The sequence below is a fragment of the Chitinophaga japonensis genome, from assembly GCF_007830125.1.
Classification (GTDB): Bacteria; Bacteroidota; Bacteroidia; order Chitinophagales; family Chitinophagaceae; genus Chitinophaga; species Chitinophaga japonensis.
This window is the reverse complement of record NZ_VLLG01000002.1, coordinates 558,535-576,827: the sequence shown is the minus strand read 5'-3', so window position 1 is coordinate 576,827 and position 18,293 is coordinate 558,535. Positions and strand designations below refer to the sequence as shown.

General features: G+C 54.9%; 14 protein-coding genes. 11 read left to right on the top strand and 3 right to left on the bottom strand.

The window, feature by feature from the left end:
• Nucleotides 1–61: 61 nt before the first annotated feature.
• The 7 genes from LX66_RS02210 (at nt 62) to LX66_RS02180 (ending at nt 8,319) form a co-directional block, all read left to right on the top strand.
• Entirely contained in the window at nt 62–952 is an 891-nt protein-coding gene (locus LX66_RS02210) for an EboA domain-containing protein (RefSeq protein ID WP_145710260.1), read from the top strand.
• A 36-nt stretch (nt 953–988) separates the two neighbouring features.
• Nucleotides 989–1,975, top strand: a complete 987-nt coding sequence (locus tag LX66_RS02205) for a TatD family hydrolase (RefSeq protein ID WP_145710259.1) — start codon at nt 989–991, stop codon at nt 1,973–1,975.
• 59 nt (nt 1,976–2,034) lie between these two features.
• Nucleotides 2,035–2,934 (top strand): UbiA-like protein EboC, encoded by a 900-nt coding sequence (gene eboC, locus LX66_RS02200; protein ID WP_145710258.1) that lies wholly within the window; start codon nt 2,035–2,037, stop codon nt 2,932–2,934.
• Between the two features lie 85 nt (nt 2,935–3,019).
• Nucleotides 3,020–4,189: a 3-dehydroquinate synthase gene (locus LX66_RS02195; protein ID WP_145710257.1), complete on the top strand. Its 1,170-nt coding sequence runs from the start codon at nt 3,020–3,022 to the stop codon at nt 4,187–4,189.
• On the top strand, nt 4,179–5,390 hold the full coding sequence (eboE, locus tag LX66_RS02190; protein WP_145710256.1) for a metabolite traffic protein EboE: 1,212 nt from the start codon (nt 4,179–4,181) through the stop codon (nt 5,388–5,390). The genes LX66_RS02195 and eboE overlap by 11 nt, the downstream gene beginning before the upstream one ends.
• Before the next feature lie 54 nt (nt 5,391–5,444).
• On the top strand, nt 5,445–6,809 hold the full coding sequence (locus LX66_RS02185) for an alkaline phosphatase family protein (RefSeq protein WP_145710255.1): 1,365 nt from the start codon (nt 5,445–5,447) through the stop codon (nt 6,807–6,809).
• 166 nt (nt 6,810–6,975) lie between these two features.
• A complete protein-coding gene (locus tag LX66_RS02180) occupies nt 6,976–8,319 on the top strand; it encodes a Gfo/Idh/MocA family protein (protein ID WP_145710254.1) in 1,344 nt (447 codons plus the stop codon).
• Between the two features lie 37 nt (nt 8,320–8,356).
• Here the strand turns inward: LX66_RS02180 and LX66_RS02175 are convergent, their stop codons facing one another.
• Nucleotides 8,357–8,707, bottom strand: coding sequence for an MmcQ/YjbR family DNA-binding protein (locus tag LX66_RS02175; RefSeq protein WP_145710253.1), 351 nt, complete (start codon nt 8,705–8,707; stop codon nt 8,357–8,359).
• Between the two features lie 158 nt (nt 8,708–8,865).
• On the opposite strand from LX66_RS02175, the gene LX66_RS02170 reads away from it, so the two are divergent.
• Entirely contained in the window at nt 8,866–9,051 is a 186-nt protein-coding gene (locus tag LX66_RS02170) for a hypothetical protein (protein ID WP_145710252.1), read from the top strand.
• Nucleotides 9,052–9,110: 59 nt separating this feature from the next.
• On the opposite strand, the gene LX66_RS02165 is transcribed toward LX66_RS02170, so the two are convergent.
• Both LX66_RS02165 and LX66_RS02160 read right to left on the bottom strand, forming a co-directional pair.
• Nucleotides 9,111–10,874, bottom strand: a complete 1,764-nt coding sequence (locus tag LX66_RS02165; protein ID WP_145710251.1) for a DUF885 domain-containing protein — start codon at nt 10,872–10,874, stop codon at nt 9,111–9,113.
• A gap of 132 nt (nt 10,875–11,006) precedes the next feature.
• The gene (locus LX66_RS02160; RefSeq protein ID WP_145710250.1) at nt 11,007–12,386 is read right to left on the bottom strand and encodes a 3-keto-disaccharide hydrolase; all 1,380 of its coding nucleotides are present in this window, start codon (nt 12,384–12,386) and stop codon (nt 11,007–11,009) included.
• Nucleotides 12,387–12,744: 358 nt separating this feature from the next.
• Between LX66_RS02160 and LX66_RS02155 the strand changes: the two genes are divergently transcribed.
• From LX66_RS02155 to LX66_RS02145, 3 genes are all read left to right on the top strand, one after another.
• Nucleotides 12,745–15,816 (top strand): SusC/RagA family TonB-linked outer membrane protein, encoded by a 3,072-nt coding sequence (locus LX66_RS02155; protein WP_145710249.1) that lies wholly within the window; start codon nt 12,745–12,747, stop codon nt 15,814–15,816.
• 12 nt (nt 15,817–15,828) lie between these two features.
• Nucleotides 15,829–17,289, top strand: a complete 1,461-nt coding sequence (locus LX66_RS02150; RefSeq protein ID WP_158642508.1) for a RagB/SusD family nutrient uptake outer membrane protein — start codon at nt 15,829–15,831, stop codon at nt 17,287–17,289.
• 142 nt (nt 17,290–17,431) lie between these two features.
• A complete protein-coding gene (locus tag LX66_RS02145) occupies nt 17,432–18,253 on the top strand; it encodes a purine-nucleoside phosphorylase (RefSeq protein WP_145710247.1) in 822 nt (273 codons plus the stop codon).
• Nucleotides 18,254–18,293: the final 40 nt, after the last annotated feature.

Genomic DNA, 18,293 nt, shown 5'->3' with positions numbered 1-18,293 from the left:
TCAAATTCTGCTATCTTTATCCTGTCAATCGGCTATTTTACCGGCTAGAATCAGGGCGCAAATGGAGCATCCATATGACTATGACAGGAACAGTGTAAGCGCATTACTCTATGCCATTATTGAGCAGCATAGTTCCAGCCAGGCACGCAACTGGCTGTTGCAACGCAGTAATGTGTTACAGGACACTAAAACAGTACAGCAATTTAACCTGACCTTTAGTGCTATTCCCCGTTTTACCGGCAAAGAAATTTTAGTGTTACCCACCGGTATCATCAACGATTTAAGGGAAACCGCTCATGGATTTTTCGTGCAGGACTATACGTTAGACCGGCTGGTCCGTACGTGGTGGCTGCTGCAGTGGCCGGCAGACGACCGGGAGCGCTATGTGCAGACCATAGAAGGCCTGTTCGATGCCGCTGAAATGAATGAGCTGGTGGCCCTCTACGGCGCCCTTCCCCTGCTGGCCTGGCCGCAGGAATGGAAGCTGCGCACGGCGGAAGGCATCCGGTCCAATATCGGCACGGTGCTGGAGGCTATTATGCTGGAGAACCCTTACCCGGCGCGGTACCTGGACGAACCCGCGTGGAACCAGTTGGTGCTGAAGGCGTTCTTTACGGAAAAGCCGGTGCATCGCATTACCGGGCTGGACGAGCGGGCCAATGCCCGCCTGGCCGCCATATTAACGGATTACGCCCATGAGCGCTGGGCAGCCGGCCGTACCGTAGACCCGATGTTGTGGCGGCTGGTGGCGCCTTTTATAGATGCCGCTACCCTGCCGGACATAGAGCGGGTGTGGCGCTCCGGCCGGGATACAGACAAAGCCGCCGCCGCCCTGGCCTGCCACCGGACGTCGTATGCGCCGGCAAAGGAACTGCTGCGGCAATCGCCCTCGCTGGAGCGGGAAATAGCAGGAGGGGCCCTCACCTGGGCCCGCCTGGCCGCGCAGTTATGATCTAATCACTTTTGGAGATACAGAAAACCGATAAAAATGTGTTGTAGCCAACAGCTTACAGAAAAGGACCTGCAGCCGCTGACCACGCTGCCCGATTACCTGGATCGTATCAAAGGCATGCGCTTCTTTGACCCGCATGTACATATGACCTCGCGTACCACTGATGATTACCAGGCCATGGCAGATGCCGGCATAATGGCCATCATCGAGCCGGCCTTCTGGCTGGGGCAACCGCGTACCGGTGTGGATACTTTCCGGGATTATTTCAGCAGTCTGATAGGGTGGGAGCGCTTTCGCGCGTCCCAGTTCGGCATCAGGCATTATTGCACCATTGGCCTCAATTCCAAGGAAGCGAACAATGAGAAGCTGGCCGAAGCCGTTATGGAGATACTGCCGCTGTTCATTTACAAGGAGGGCGTAGTGGGCGTTGGCGAGATCGGGTTTGACGACCAGACCCCTGCAGAGGAAAAATACTATCGCGCACAACTGGAGCTGGCTAAGGAAGCCAACCTGCCCGTGCAGATACATACCCCGCACCGGGATAAGAAACAGGGTACCCAGCGCAGTATGGATATTGCCATAGAGCATGGGCTGGACCCCCGCATGGTGATCGTGGATCACAATAACGAGGAAACCGTGAAAGAAGTGCTGGACCGTGGTTTCTGGGCCGCCTTTACCATTTACCCCTTCACCAAAATGGGGAATGAGCGTATGGTGGAAGTGGTAAAGCAGTATGGCAGTGAGCGCATTATGATCAATTCGGCGGCAGACTGGGGCATCAGCGACCCGCTCGCTGTGCCTAAAACCGCAGCGCTCATGCACGAAAGTGGTATTGACTTGAATGACATTCATTTGGTAACTTACCGTAACGCCATTACTGCTTTTGCGCAAAGCGGGCAGATAAATGAAGCCGATTTTGAGCGTGTGAAACAAATCGACCAGCGTGAGAAATTCAACGGAAGCACCGTTCTGAGAGGTGGACAACAGCCTCGGATAGACAAGAACGCGATCATCATTCGCTAATGCATTAAGAACGATATGGATGGAGTTCCAGGAATTATTGATAAAACCCCCTATATCCGGTGAGTTATATTCTAAGCAAATCGCTAGGTTACCTGAGGCTGGTCCGGCCTGCTAACCTTTTGACAGCCGTGGCAGATATACTGGCGGGAATAGCAATATCCGGTTTTTTATACAGGACCTATACAAGCTATCTGGATCTATTGCCCGTGGCCTGCCTGTGCCTGGCCACTATTGGTTTATATGGTGGCGGGGTGGTGTTCAACGACGTATTTGACGCGTCGCTCGATAAGACCGAGCGGCCGGAGCGCCCTATTCCCAGCGGATTGGTATCCAAAACCCAGGCCGTAGTACTGGGCAGCTACCTGTTCCTCGTAGGTATACTGGCCGCCTTCACGGTGAGCCGCGTGTCAGGGTTCATAGCCCTGTCCATTATGGCCAGCGCCCTGGTATATGATAAATGGGGCAAGCATACCGGCTGGGGGCCGGTGAACATGGGCCTTTGCCGTGGCCTCAACCTGCTGCTGGGCATCAGCCTGGTAGTGCCGGTGCTGCAGCATTACACCTGGATAGCCGCCATACCCGTGCTGTATATAGCCGCTGTTACCGCCATCAGCCGGGGGGAAGTGTATGGTGGCAACATCCGGACCCTGCGCCTGGCTGCTGTTTGTTACGCTCTGGTATATGGCACCATTGCCGTGCTGGCCGTGATGAACGGGCGCCTGTTGTCCGCCGCTCCTTTTATCCTGTTGTTCATGATCATGACCAATGCCCCGCTGATCAAAGCCATGAAAGATCCCAGCGGGCCCAATATCGGGAAGGCCGTGAAAGGAGGCATCCTGGCGCTGGTAGCCATGAATGCCGCTTTTGCAGCCGCATTCACCAGCCTGCCCTATGCCCTTACCATCCTGGTGCTGCTGCCGCTGTCGCTGCTGCTGGCAAAAGCGTTCGCCGTAACCTGATGGAATGTGCGCAGGTGTACATTAGCATATCCGCGCATTATTTCGTACTTTTCCCCTTTAACAATTCACCAGAACGGAGTTTGTGATGTACAGCAATCATTATATCCAGCAATCTTTCCAGGTAAGCTATGCTTACCGTGTTTTTTTCACCAGCCACCTTTTTGATCCAGCCAATACCTGCCTGAAGGATTACCTGCAGGAGCAGGCCAGCGGGCATTACCGGAAGCGCCTGCTGGTAGTGGCGGATGAAGGCGTATGGCAGCACCATCCCTACCTGCAGGAGCAGGTAAGCGCTTACCTGCAGGCAATAAAAGAAGTAGAGTTGGCGGCAGTGATGGTGATACCCGGCGGGGAAGCGGCCAAGAATGACGAAGCGCTGTTCTTCCGGCTGGCGGACGCCATTGATCAACATGCCATAGACCGTCACTCTTTTGTGATCGGTATCGGCGGCGGGTCCGTGCTGGACCTGGTAGGCTTTGCCGCCGCCGTATCGCACCGGGGCGTGCGGCATATTCGTATACCCACTACCGTATTATCGCAAAATGATTCCGGCGTGGGCGTAAAGAACGGTATCAACTTCCATGGCAAGAAGAATTTCCTGGGCGCCTTTGCTCCGCCTGCAGCGGTGTTCAACGATGCGCATTTCCTCACCACCCTGGATGCCCGCGACTGGCGCTCCGGCATGGTGGAAGCCGTGAAAGTGGCGCTGATAAAAGATGCCGCCTTCTTTGAATGGATGGAAGAACATGCGGCGGCCTTAACTGCCCGCAACATGGAAGCCATGGAGGAACTGGTGCACCGTTGCGCAGCCCTGCACATGGCCCATATTGGCGGTGCCGGCGATCCTTTTGAGAGCGGCTCCTCCCGCCCGCTGGATTTCGGGCACTGGAGCGCCCACAAGCTGGAGCAGCTTACTGATTTCTCCCTGCGGCATGGCGAAGCCGTATCCATCGGCATTGCACTGGACAGCGTATATTCATCCCTGTTAGGTTGGCTGGACCAGGCCGCCGCGGACCGCATCCTACATTTGCTGCAGCAACTGGAGCTGCCCCTGTACCATCCCCTGCTGGATATGCAGGAGCCGGGCGTATCTCCCCTCGTAAAGGGGCTGGAAGAGTTCCGCGAGCACCTCGGCGGCCGGCTCACCATCTGCCTGCTCAAAGCCATCGGGCAGGGCGCGGAAGTAAACAACATGGACACCGCCCTGCTGCAAAAAGCCGGGGAAAGGTTAAAAGAACTGTCTTATGCTTACTAAATACGGACACCTTACTTATTGCACCAATATCCATCCCGGCGAGAACTGGGACGCGCATTTCCGGCAGTTGCAGTTGCACGTGCCGCTGGTAAAAGCGGCGGTGAGCCCGCAGCAACCTTTCGGCATAGGACTACGCCTGTCCAATACGGCCAGCCTGGAGCTGAGCAAGGAAGCCAGCCTGCAGGCGTTCAAGGCATGGCTGCAGGAGCAGGGCTGTTACGTGTTCACCATGAACGGGTTCCCCTATGGCGGCTTTCACAATACCGTGGTAAAGGACCAGGTGCATACGCCGGACTGGACCACGGCAGACCGGGTAGCCTATACCATACGCCTTTTCCGCCTGCTGGCGGCGCTGCTGCCGGAAGGGATGGAAGGCGGCGTGTCCACCGCTCCCTTGTCCTATAAGCTATGGAGCCGTTGCGCGGAAGAAAGGGCGGCCGTTACGGAAAGCGCTACCCTCAACCTGCTGCTGGTAGTGGAGCAACTGGTGCGTATCCGCCATAGCGGCGGCCCGTTGCTGCATATAGACATAGAGCCCGAACCGGATGGCCTGCTGGAAAACAGCCAGGAATATATTGACTGGTATTTTCAGCACCTGCTGCCGGCCGGCGTTCCCTTCCTGGAAGATAAGTTTGGCGTAACGGAGCAGGAGGCGGCAGACCTGCTGAAAGCGCATGTACAGCTCTGTTACGACGTATGCCACTTTGCGCTGGCTTATGAGCAGCCGGCCCAGGTGCTGGCGCGCCTGCAGCAGCATGGCCTGAAAACCGGTAAGCTGCAGATCAGCGCGGCCCTCAAGGCGCTGTTGCCGGCAGCCGGCAGCGAAGAGCGGCAGGCGGTGATCAACGCTTTCCGCACCTTCAATGAGCCGGTGTACCTGCACCAGGTAATTGGCCGTACCGCTAACGGCTACACGCACTACCCGGATCTGCCCCAGGCGCTGGAGGATGCAGATAACCCGCAGGTGCAGGAGTGGCGCTCCCATTTTCATGTACCGTTGTTCATAGATCATTACGGGCTGCTGTCCGCCACCCAGGAAGATATCCGGCAGGTGCTGGCCCTGCAACGGGCACAGCCGTTTACCACCCACCTGGAAGTGGAAACCTATACCTGGGAAGTACTGCCCCCGGACCTGAAGCTGCCCATGGACCGTTCCATATCCCGGGAGCTGGCATGGGTAGGCCAACAGTTGGAATTGTGAAGCCTGCTCCCTAGCTTTGATGTGGATTTGTAAAGGCATGTCAGATACTAACGGATGAAAAAAACAGTTGTGATTGATGTAGTAGGCCTCTCTGCATCGTTAATAGGCGGGCATACTCCCTTTTTGCAGCAATACGTACAACGGCATCACCTGGCTACGGTAACGCCTATGGTGCCCGCCGTTACCACTGCTGTACAAAGCACTTATGTAACAGGAAAATGGCCCTCGGTGCACGGTATTGTAGGAAACGGCTGGTATGACCGGGAAGACAGTGAAGTGAAGTTCTGGAAACAATCCAACAAACTGGTGCAGGCGGAAAAGATATGGGACAAGGCGCGCCGCCTGCAACCGGATTTTACCTGCGCCAAAATGTTCTGGTGGTACAATATGTATTCCACCGCCAACTATTCCGTAACGCCCCGTCCCAACTACCTCTCGGACGGCCGCAAGCTGCCGGACTGCTATGCGCACCCCGATACCCTGCGTGATCATTTACAGAAAGAATTAGGGCAGTTCCCCCTGTTCCAGTTCTGGGGGCCGGGCGCCAATATCAAGTCCACCCAATGGATAGCAGATGCTTCCCAGCTCACGGATAACCTGTACGACCCAACGTTAACACTCATCTACCTGCCGCACCTGGATTACTGCCTGCAAAAGTTCGGCCCGGACACGGCCCGCATCAGCAAAGAGCTGCAGGAAATAGACCAGGTATGCAAGCAGTTGGTGACCTTCTACGAACAGAAAGGCGCGCAGGTGATACTGCTGTCTGAATACGGCATTACGCCGGTCAATAACCCGGTGCATGTAAACCGGGTGCTGCGCCAGGAGGGATTGCTGCAGGTGCGGGTGGAAAGAGGGCTGGAGCTGCTGGACCCCGGCGCTTCCCGCGCCTTTGCCGTGGCAGACCACCAGGTGGCTCATGTATATGTCAATGACCCAGGCTGCAACCGCAAACTACGCGGCATACTGGAAAACATACCCGGTGTGGAGCTGGTGCTGGACCGGGAAGGCAAACGCGCGCATCACCTGCACCACGAGCGCAGCGGCGACTATGTGCTGGTAGCAGACCGCGATAGCTGGTTTACCTATTACTACTGGCTGGATGACAGCAAAGCCCCGGATTTTGCCCGTATCGTGGATATTCACCGCAAGCCCGGCTACGATCCCGTGGAGATGTTCCTGGATCCCGCTGACCCGCTGGTAAAGCTGAAGATCGTGGGCAAGCTGCTGAAGAAAAAGCTGGGCTTCCGCTACCTGATGGACGTGATACCGCTGGACGCTACCCTCATCAAAGGCTCTCATGGCCGCATCAGTGAAGATCCTGCCTTCCACCCCGTACTGATCGGGTCGCAACTGGCTGGTAAGCAACAATTAACGGCTGCCGACGTTTATAGTGTCATATGGGACACGCTGCAGTAAGCACGGCAATTAACAGTTATTATCGTACGCTCATCACTAAATATTTGCATTTCTATGCAGGGTTTCCTTACTTTATGCAACCGATTGTATGAGTCGGGGGCGCTAAGGGCCATTCACGTTATAAACTATTTTTCCGGATAAAACTCCACGCAATAAATATTATCCAATGCAAAGAAGAGATTTCCTTAAAACCGGTACCATGGCAGGTGTGGGAGCCGGTCTTACCTTTCTGAATTTCCCGGTGTTCGGTCAGCAGGCGCCCAATAATAAAATAGCGCTGGGGGTAATGGGCGTCAACTCCCGTGGCAACTGGCTGGCGCAGGTGGCTGCCAAGCTGCCGGGCGCAGAGATCGCCTACATCTGCGATGTAGAGGACGGCGCCATCCAGAAGGGGTTAAAAGCCGTAGCAGACGCCGGCGCAACGCGGAAGCCGGAAGTGATCAAAGATGTGCGCAAGCTGCTGGAGCGCAAAGACCTGGATGCCCTGATCATAGCGGCGCCGGACCACTGGCACGCCCCCGCCGGCATGATGGCCTGCGCGGCCGGCAAGCACGTGTACGTGGAGAAACCCTGCAGCCACAACCCGCAGGAAGGGGAGCAACTGGTGGCTTCCTCCCGCAAACACAACCGCCTGGTGCAAATGGGCAACCAGCGCCGTTCCTGGCCTAACCTGCAGCAGGCCGTAAAGGAGGTGCAAGAGCAGGACATTATCGGGAAAGTATATTATGCCCGGGGCTGGTACGTAAACAGCCGCCAACCCATCGGTATTGGCAAAAAAATACCCGTGCCGTCCACGCTGGACTGGGACCTGTGGCAGGGACCGGCCCCGCGTAAGGATTACCTGGACAACATTGTGCATTATGACTGGCACTGGCGCTGGCACTGGGGCACCGGCGAGGTGTGCAACAATGCCACCCACGAACTGGACTGCATGCGCTGGTTCATGGACGTAAAATTCCCTACCAAAGTCACTTCCTTTGGCGGCCGTTATGCCTACCCCCCGGATGACTGGGAAACGCCGGACACGCAGACGGTGAATTTCGAGTTCGAGGGCGGCAAATCCATTTCATGGGAAGGCCGCAGTTGCCATCCGTATGAGCTGGAAGGCAGCGGGCGCGGGTTTACCCTGTTTGGCGAAAAAGGCAGCCTGTACAACTCCGGCGGCGACAGCTACAAGGTCTATGATAACAAGGGCAAGCTGGTAAAGGAAGTAAAGCAGCAGGAGCGCAACCCGGGGCAGAGCGTGACCAACGTGGTAAGCCCGGCAGGGGAATTCCTGGATGCCATACATATCAACAACTTCCTGGAAAGCATAAGAGGAAAGGCTAAGCTGAATGCTGAAATTGCGATAGGGCATACCAGCGTAATGTTGTGCCATCTTGGTAACATTGCACAGCGCGTTGGCCGCGTATTGCATTGCGATCCTTCCAACGGGCATATCCTGGACGATGCCGATGCCGCTGCGTTATGGAGCAGGAGCTACGAAAAAGGTTGGGAGCCTGTGATATAGCAGAGATGTAATATAACGGTGTGGAATATACGTAGTGTTATACCCTTGCCTTCAATATAGCGTCCCGTTCCTCTGGAGGCAGCATGTTTACGATCAGGTCATAGGCTTGTTGAATGTAAGCCTGCAACTCGCTCCACTCCAGGGTATCGGGGCGTTTTATTTGTACCCAGTGATAGCGCGCCAGGTAAGGCATGGGCACTATGCCGGGCCGCGCAATCAGGCTGTGGAACTGTTCCCGTGTGCATTTGAAAGAAAGCTTGTAAGGAGGGTCCACCCGCATGGAGCAGAATAACTTCTCACCCACGGAGAAACACATTTCTTCGTCCCACTTTTCTTCGGCGGTTACGCCCGGAAATGACAGGCAGTAGTTGAAAGTAAGATCTAACATGATACCATCAGATTAAGCAGTTAAAAATAATTGGCCCATACCAATAGTCATTAAGCCGAAAAGTAGTGAGGTCAAAAGCCTGATCGACTGTACAATAACAGTCAGTGTTTCATAGTATAAGATATGACTGGCTGAAAATTGAAAAACCGTCCTGGAATATGGTCAATCCTGCTTCAGACGCTCGTGGTTCCCATGTTGCTAACCCTTATATAAAATTAAGCATCTTTTCGCAAAGCAAAATGATAAAAATGTTAATGTTGGGGCTGATAGAAGGGGGAAATTCCAAATTCCAAAATCCAAACTCCAAAATATTAGCAATCACCAACTTATTAACAAAAGTTTAATATTAGCCGGAGGCAGCCCTGTTTTGGAATTTGGATTTTGGATGTTGGGATTTGGATTTTTATTCAAACCGGCGCTTCATTTTCTCTTCCAGCACGCTGAGGGGCACGCAGCCATCTTTCAGCAGCTCGTCATGGAAGTCTTTCAGGCTGAACTGGCCGCCCTGCAGTTGCTCATACCTCCGGCGCAGCTCCAGTATCTTCAGTTCGCCGGTTTTGTAGGAAAGCGCCTGGGCCGGCACAGCCATGTAGCGTTCTATCTCCGCCACGGCTTCGTCTTCTGACAGGGGCTCATTTTCCAGCATGTACTGCAAGGCCTGCTCCCGGCTCCAGCCTTTGGCATGCATGCCTACATCCACCACCAGGCGTATGGCGCGGTGTATCTCGTCGCTCAGGCGGCCAAAGTACATATAGGGATTGGTGTACAAGCCCAGCTCCCTTCCCAGCCCTTCGCAGTAAAGCGCGTATCCTTCCCCGTAGGCGCCTATCCAGCTAAAGCGGCGGAACCGGGGAAGAGAATCGTTCTCCTGCTGCAGCGATATCTGGAAATGGTGTCCCGGTATGGCCTCATGCAGGAACAGGGATTCCATGCCTACATAGCTGAACTTTTTCGCATCCAGTATCGGCACGTAAAATACGCCCGGGCGCGATCCGTCTGCGCTGCCCTGCATATATTCCGCGCTGGCGGAGGCGGCCCGGAAAGCCTCCGTCTGCCTTACCTCGAAGCTTGTTTTGGGCAGGAGGGCGTACATCTGCTTTACGCCGGGCATGATCTTGTGCTCAATGGCCCGGAAAGAATCCAGCACCTGGGCCGGCGTTTTGAATATTCTGAACTGCGGGTCGCTGCGCACAAACTGGAAGAAGGCCGCCAGGTCTCCCTTAAAACCGGTGCTGTTCTTTATCTGCTCCATTTCGCCCCGTATGCGGGCCACTTCTTTCTGGCCGGTATCAAATATCTCATCCGGGGTTTTGTTGGTAGTGGTCCAGTAGCGGATCAGGTAATTGTAATAGGCCTTGCCGTCCGGTACGCCTGCAATACCGCTGCTGCTGCGGGCTTTGGGCAGGTACTCTTCCTGCAGGAAACGCTGCAGCTTTGCATAGGCCGGGAAAACATATGCCGTAATAGTATGGCGGTAGGCGCTGGCAAAGGCAGTGTCTGTTCCTGCCGGCAGGGTTTTCAGTGGGCCGAAAAAAACGTTGCCGGTATCGTTGCTGGCAAGGTCCCGCAACTGCGGGATCACTTTCACCACCAGTGCTTCAGGCAGCACATAACCGGTGGCCATGCCTTTGCGCATATTGGCAATGGCGGTATCCGCCCATTCGGCAAAAGTTTTCATGCGCTGCATGAACTTTTCATAATCTTCTTTTGTCTTAAAGGGTTGGGCGCTGGTGCCGGAGCCCAGTTGGGGCAGGGTAAGCGTAAGTCCCCAGAACTGGTGTATCGGCATCAGGTGGTCATGGAACTGCAGGCTTTCCCGGGTCATATTCAGTTCCCGCAGCAACATCTCGTAGCTGATACGGTCGTTGGATGACAGTCCCGATGTGTCCACACCCTGCAGTTGCTGCAGGTAGCGGCCGGCAAAGCTGTCCAGTCGCTGGCGGAAACCTTCGCTGATATCAATGTGCAGCAGCCCGTCATACTGGTGCTCCCCGTTAAAGGTAGCGTCTATGGGAAAGAGCTGCATCTTGTCGTCATAATAGCGGTGCACAATATGATGCAGGGAGTCGGCAGCGGCGGTGCTGCTTTGCTGCTCCGTGCCGGTGTTACAGGCGCTGAAAGCCAGTGCCCCGGCCAGGAGCAGGCAGGAAGATCTTGGTATAGTCATTGGTGTGGTTTCTCTAAAAATAAAAAAACACTCCGAAGAATCGGAATGTTTTATATAGAACAGTGAACAATGAAAACTCTTTAATAAACAGGAAATACGATGTTCTGCTTCTTACTTCCTACTTCTTATTTCTTACATCGTTTTTATACGCAGGCTGCGGAACGATACCGTGTTACCGTGATCCTGCAAAAGGATGTGCCCTTCCGGCCACAATCCGAAGTTTTTCCATTTTTTATATTTGCTGATGGCTACCAGGTCCTTGAAGGCCTGCGATCCGCGTTCATACTCCAGTACTTTAAAACCGTTCAGCCAATGTTCCACATGGTTATTTCGCATCACAATAATACGGCCTTTATTCCATTCTCCAATCGGTTTCAACGCTTGTTTTATCTGTTTGCGGTGCATCAGGTCATATAAGGAGGCCAGGGTACGGTTGCCATCACGGCCCAGTTTGGCGTCCGGGTGCTTTTCATCGTCCAGCACCTGGTACTCCAGCCCGATGGCCGATTTGCCCCCTGTTTCGTAATCTTCCTTCACAAAATACTTCACGCCGCTGTTGGCACCGTCCGAAAGCTTAAACTCAAATTCCAGCTCAAAGGCGCCGTATTCCTTCTCGGTAACGATGTCCCCGCCGGAGCCCATTTCATCGCCGTTGGACTGGTGAATGGTGAGCGTGCCGTCATTCATGGTCCAGCCGCCTTCGGGGAACTTTTCCTTGAAAGCGCCCCGCCAGCCTTTGCTGGTCCGGCCGTCCCACAGCAGGGCGAACCCGTTCTTTTCCTGCTGTTCAGACAGGTTGTTGGGCACGTTGTTCACCACGTAAATGCCGTCGTACGGTGAATACTGGGAAGCTGCCGGGTCCTCAATGATGCGGATATTCCGCCAGCGGATGTTCTTGCCCGCGTCTTCCGTTTTCCTGCCGATGCTGTGCACCTGCAGGGCAATGAAGCCTTTGGGCAGGGCCGTATCCACCAGGTGGGCGGCAGGCACCCCGTTTACCCAGGTGCGGATCTCCGCGCCCCGGCATTCAATGCGGTATTTGTTCCAGCCTTCCTTTTTAAAGGCGTGCTGTGCGCCGGGATTCAGCTCCATCGGGTACTGCCAGCCGCGCCGGCCTTCCTCGTATATGCCGCCGCTCCAGCGCCGGTCAGACGGGTCTATTTCCATCTGGTAACCAAATACGCGGCCGTTCTGGTAGTCGGGCCGGCTTTGGCTCCGGAACTGTATGCCGGAGTTGAATGCTTTGTCCAGCCTGAACTCCAGCTCCAGTATAAAATTGCCATATTCTTTTTCGGTAGCCAGGAAAGAGTTGGGGGTTTCTAAAACCGTAGTGCCTACAATCTCGTTGTTTTGCGCACTGTATTTTGCTGTACCTCCCAATTGTTTCCACCCTTTCAGGTCCTTGCCGTTAAAAAGTGATTGCCACTGTCCCTTTTTTTCGCCGGGGCCGGCGGCGCTTGTAACGCCATGTAGCAGCAATACACTGCTGCATAGAATAAGTATCTTTTTCATTACGTGTATTTATCTGATTTAGCAGGCGGCGCCTTTAACAGCGCCTTCGCAGTTCTATCCCGGTTATGCGGTCCATAGCGGACGGGCTTAAAACGCTTCCAAATTATAAAATGGATACAAATTACACAACCGATTGCATGAAAAATGTGATGAACGGAAAAAGTCCCTGAAAATATTAATGCAAACGATTGCATTATATGAAAAAATTACTAGCTTTACCTTGCATAAATACGCAAACGTTTGCGTAAAGGGGGTAGATCCACGTCAGGAAAACAAGAACACGTCATCAAAAACAGGATTACAAACAAGATCACAAGTCTTTCAACCAGCATCAGTTAACATTTAAATATTATCCGTTATGAACAAACTGTTCTCAACCAAGATCAGGTGGCTGCTGCTTTGCCTGCTCACGCCAACTTTCCTTGTTCATGCCCAATCCCTTACTACCGTCAAAGGCACTGTTGCCGCCGCCAGGGACGGGGCGCCGCTGGTAGGAGTGACCGTGGCCGTCGCCGGCAGGAATATCGGTACGCAAACCGATGCCCGGGGAGCGTTCCGGCTGCAGGTGCCGGACCCTGATGGCACGCTGGTATTTACCTATATCGGTTACCTCAGCCGCCAGGAGCCGCTCAATGGCCGCACCGGGGGCATTAGCGTCAGCCTGGAAGAAGATGAGCGCAAGCTGGAGGAAGTGGTGGTGGTGGGCTACGGACAGCAGAAAAGAAAGGATGTGACCGGCGCTGTTACCTCCGTAAGCGGGGCAGAGCTGAACAAGCTGCCCGTTACCCGCGCGGACCAGATGTTGCAGGGCAAGCTGCCCGGCGTACAGGTCATGAATAACAGCGGCCGTCCCGGCGGCTCTGTACGGGTGAATATCCGCGGCAGCAATTCCATCAACGGCAGCAACGACCCGCTGGTGGTGATAGACGGCGTGATAGGCGCCAGTTTCCAGGACATCAATCCAAATGACATTGCTTCCATGGACGTGCTGAAAGATGCCTCCGCTACCGCCATCTATGGCTCCCGCGGCGCCAATGGGGTGATCATGATCACCACCAGGCGCGGCAAGGCCGGCAAAACAAAAGTGAGCTACAACACCTATACCAGTTGGCAGCAGGTGGCCAACAAGCTGGATCTGCTGAATGCCGGCGAGTACCTGCAGATGCGCCACGCCCTGCTGGACCTTTATAAAAGCACCGGCGATGCCCGTGCCCCGGCCCTGGAGTCCGAGCTGAGCACCATTGACCCTGCCGTGAACACCGACTGGCAGGACGAGGTGTACCAATCGGGGCAGCAAATGAGCCATGAGCTGTCCATCTCCGGGGGCAGCGAGAAAACGCGCTTCATGCTGTCTGCCGGCTACATGAAGCAGCGCGGCATTATCAAACGCTCCGATTTTACCCGGGCCTCCCTGCGCCTCAACCTGGACCATGAAATCAACAGCCGGCTGCGGGTAGGGCTGAACCTGTACGTAGTGAAGAGCGGCGAGAACCGCGCTTCTGAGAACCGGGCCGGCGGCTCCGAGGGGGGCGATATTATCCAGAACGCCACCCGCTTTGATCCTACCCTGCCGGTATACGATGCCGAAGGCGAATACAACCGCATGCGCAATGCCGGCAGCCAGTTGGAAAACCCGGTGGCCCAGATCTACGAACGGGAGCGCCGCTATAATACTACCCGCCTGGTGAGCAGCCTGTTTGCCAACTACGAGGTGGCCCGTGACCTGAATTTCCGCACCAGCTTTTCCTACGATTACGAGGATAACCTGAACAAGTTCTTCACTTCCGGCAAGCTGATGGAAGCGCTGAACACCGGTATGGCGGAAGCGGCCACCAGCAAGTATAACCACTGGATCATCGAGAACACGCTCACCTATGATAAAACGTTCAGCGATCACCGTTTTACAGTGCTGGGCGGCTTTACCGCGGAAGCGGAGGAAGGCTACAGCTTTGACGCTACCGGCCGCAAGCTCACCACGGAAGTGCTGCAGTACAACGACCTGAGCGCGGCCAGCAATGCGCTGATCAGCTCCGGGCACGGTCGCAATACGCTGGCCTCTTTCCTGGGCAGGATCAACTATGCCTTTAAGGACCGGTACCTGCTTACGCTCTCCGGCCGTGCAGACGGCGCTTCCAAATTTGCGAAGAACAACAAGTGGGCCTTTTTCCCCTCCGCCGCCCTGGCCTGGCGCGTGAGCGAAGAGGAGTTTCTCCGGCACAGCGGTTTTGTCAATAACCTGAAGCTGCGCGTGAGCTATGGGGAATCCGGCAGCCAGGCCATTTCCCGCTACCAGTCGCTGGCCCGCATTACGCTGGGCGCCAATGCCTACGCTTACGGCAATACGGAACTGGTAGGCGCCAGCAATAATGCCATGGCCAATCCCAACCTTACCTGGGAAACCACCCGGCAACTGGATGCCGGTATGGACCTCAGCATCCTGAAGGACCGGATCAGCGCCTCCGTAGATTATTACCAGAAAACCACCTTCAACCTGCTGTACAGCAAGCCCGTGGCCGCTTATACCGGCTATACCAGCATTATGAGCAACATCGGTAAAATGCAGAACCGGGGATGGGAGTTTGAGATCAATACCCGCAACCTTACCGGCGCATTTACCTGGAGCACCAACCTTAACTTCAGCGCCAATAAGAACAAGGTGCTGGAGCTGGGCGACCTGGAAGAGATCTACCTGAATGGTTCCGCCGGTGCGCTGGGCAGTGGTTTCAGCCGCACCGGCGTGCTGCGCATCGGCCATGAGATCGGGGAGTTTTACGGTTATGTGTTTGACGGCATTTACCAGAATGCCAAGGAAGTAGCGGACCTGCCCGCCCCCAATGCCCAGCCGGGCACCGTAAAGTTCAGGGACGTGAACAACGATGGGGAGATCACACCGGATGACCGTACCATCATAGGCTCCGCCATGCCGGATTTCACCTATGGCTTCTCCAATGATTTTTCCTACCGGAACTTTGACCTGAGCATTTTCTTCCAGGGCTCCTATGGCAATGATATCCTGAACCTGAACCTGTTCAAGCTGGAGCGCTCCGGTAACGAAGAGAACTCCCTGCGCAAGGTGCTGGATTACTGGCACGGCGAAGGCACCAGCAACACCATCCAGGCGCTGGACCAGGGCACCGGCGATATGAGCAGCCGCTACATAGAGGATGGCTCTTACCTGCGCCTGAAGAACCTGATGCTGGGCTATACGCTGCCGGCCGTCATCACCACCCGATGGGGTATACAACAGGTACGGATATACGGTAGTGCGCAGAACCTGCTCACCTTTACAAAGTATACCGGCTATGACCCGGAGGTGAACTCCCGCAGTGATGATTCCTCCCAACAGAACAGGAACCTGTTATGGGGCTATGACCTGGGCAGCTACCCCGCTACCCGTTCCTATACGGTAGGATTGAATGTAACCTTCTAAAAAGTAATGATCATGAGAAATGCATGTAAATATCTGATAGTGGCGCTTGCCCTGCTGGCTGCCACAGCCTGCAGCAAGTTCCTGGAGGAAAGAACGGAGGACTTTGACTTCCTGACGCCCGACAATTTCCCCCAAACGGAGAACGACGCCGAGCTGCTGCTGGCAGGCACCCTGGGCAAATTCAGAAGCCAAAGCTATTACGACCGTGCGTACTATTTCCTGGCGGAAGTAAGCGGGGAGCTGGTAAATTCCACGGCCACTTCCGGCAGCCGGTATGACTTTGACGCCTATACCTGGCAGCCTAATAACGAATACGTGGTGAACCTGTGGAACGCCAGCTACGACATTATTGACGGCGCCAATACCATGATCCGGAAAGTGCCGGTCGCCGGTCAGTTGTCCGACGAGAAAAAGCGCTGGTACGTAGGCGCCGGCCGCTTTATCCGCGCCCTGGCCTATTTCAACCTGGTGCGCAACTACGGCAAGCTGCCGTTGCTGACGGAGCCTGTAACCGACCCGGAACCGGCAGCCAACCTGGCGCGCGCTGAAATAAATGAAGTGTATGACCTGATAGCAGCGGACCTGCAATACGCCAGTGACAGCCTGCCTGCCGCCTGGCCGGGGGGCCTGCCCGGCCGTCCGGACCAGGATGCCGCCAGGGCCCTGCTGGCCCAGGTATACCTGACCATGGCCGGTGCGCCGCTCCGGGACAACACCAAATGGGCGGCCGCTGCCAGCTACGCCAAAATGGTGATAGACGGCGGACGGTATGAGCTGCTGGCCGATTTTGGCGACCTGTGGAAAGTGGCCAATAACAACAACCGGGAAAGCATTTATGCCATCCAGTATTATACCTCCGGTACCGGCGTATCCGTAATGTCCGTACAATCACGGCCGGGCAATGTGGGCAAGGAATCCGGCTGGAACTACTGGACCACCTCCAAAAGCTTTATGGACGAGTTTCCCGACACGGACAAGCGCAAGGCTGCTACTTTTCTTACCAGTATGGACGGGAAAGACTACCCGGCTTTCAGCGCCGGCCAGCCTTATCTCGGGAAGTGGATAGATGCCGGCCGCGCCAATTTCCAGGATAATAACCGGCGTACCAACCTGAATGTACCGGTGATACGTTTTGCCGATGTGCTGCTGATCTATGCGGAGGCGGAGAATGAGGCCAATGGTCCCGCCAACGCCTATACGGCCATTAACCGTGTAAGGGACCGTGCCGGCCTGCCCGCGCTCGGCGGCCTTACACAGGCCCAGTTCCGGGACTCCGTACGCAAGGAGCGCACCCACGAGCTGGCCTTTGAGTACAACCGCCGTTATGACCTGATCCGCTGGCAGTTGCTGGACCAGGTAATGGGCAACGATACGCTGTCAAAGAAAAGTTATACGCCCAATAAAGCGCTGTATCCTATCCCGGAAAATGAGCTGCAGTTGAATCCCGGCCTGGGACAGAATGACGGGTATTGAGGAATGTAAAATGAGAAATTTCAAATGTAAAATGTAAAAGTTGGTAGCTATGTATCATCGAGGCAATAATGCAGTTTGAAACGCTTGTTTCCAACTTTTACATTTTACATTTAGTATTTTGCATTTTACATTCTTTTATCTCATGGATACACTCTTGCAACAGATCAATACTACTGCTGCCTACCTGCAGCAGTCCGGCTATCATCACGCCAAAGTGGGCATTGTGCTGGGTACCGGCCTGGGAGAGCTGGTACAGCATATACAGGTGGAAAAAAGCATTCCTTACCAGGAAATACCCCATTTCCCGGAAGCTACGGTAGAGTTTCACAAGGGCCATCTTATTTACGGGCATATCGGCACCGTGCCGGTCATTGCCATGCAGGGGCGTTTTCATTACTATGAAGGCTATACGATGCAGCAGATCACTTTCCCCATCCGGGTAATGAAGGCGCTGGGCATACAATCCCTGCTGCTGAGCAATGCTGCCGGCGGTATGAATCCCGGCTTTAAAAAAGGCGACCTGGTGCTGCTGGAGGATCATATTAACCTGCAGCCGGAGAGCCCGCTGCGCGGACTGAATGCAGCGGCTTATGGCCCGCGTTTCCCGGATATGAGCTGCCCCTATAACAAGCGGCTGGGGGCATTGCTGCAGCAGGTAGCTGCTGATAAAGGCTATATGCTGAAAACCGGGGTGTATGTATCCGTGATGGGGCCTAACCTGGAAACAAGGGCGGAATACCGTTTCCTGCGTATGATAGGGGCGGATATGGTGGGTATGAGCACCGTGCCGGAGGTAATAGTGGCCAACCAGTTACAGTTACCCTGCGCCGCCGTTTCCGTGATCACGGATGAATGCGATCCTGACCACCTGCAGCCGGTTTCCATTGAGGAGATCATCGCCGTGGCGGGTAAGGCGGATGAAAAGTTGAGCGGGATATTTGCGGGAGTGGTAGCACAACTTTAGTCAATGGGAGGGAAGAAGGTATCTGCCTAAGCGGGATATT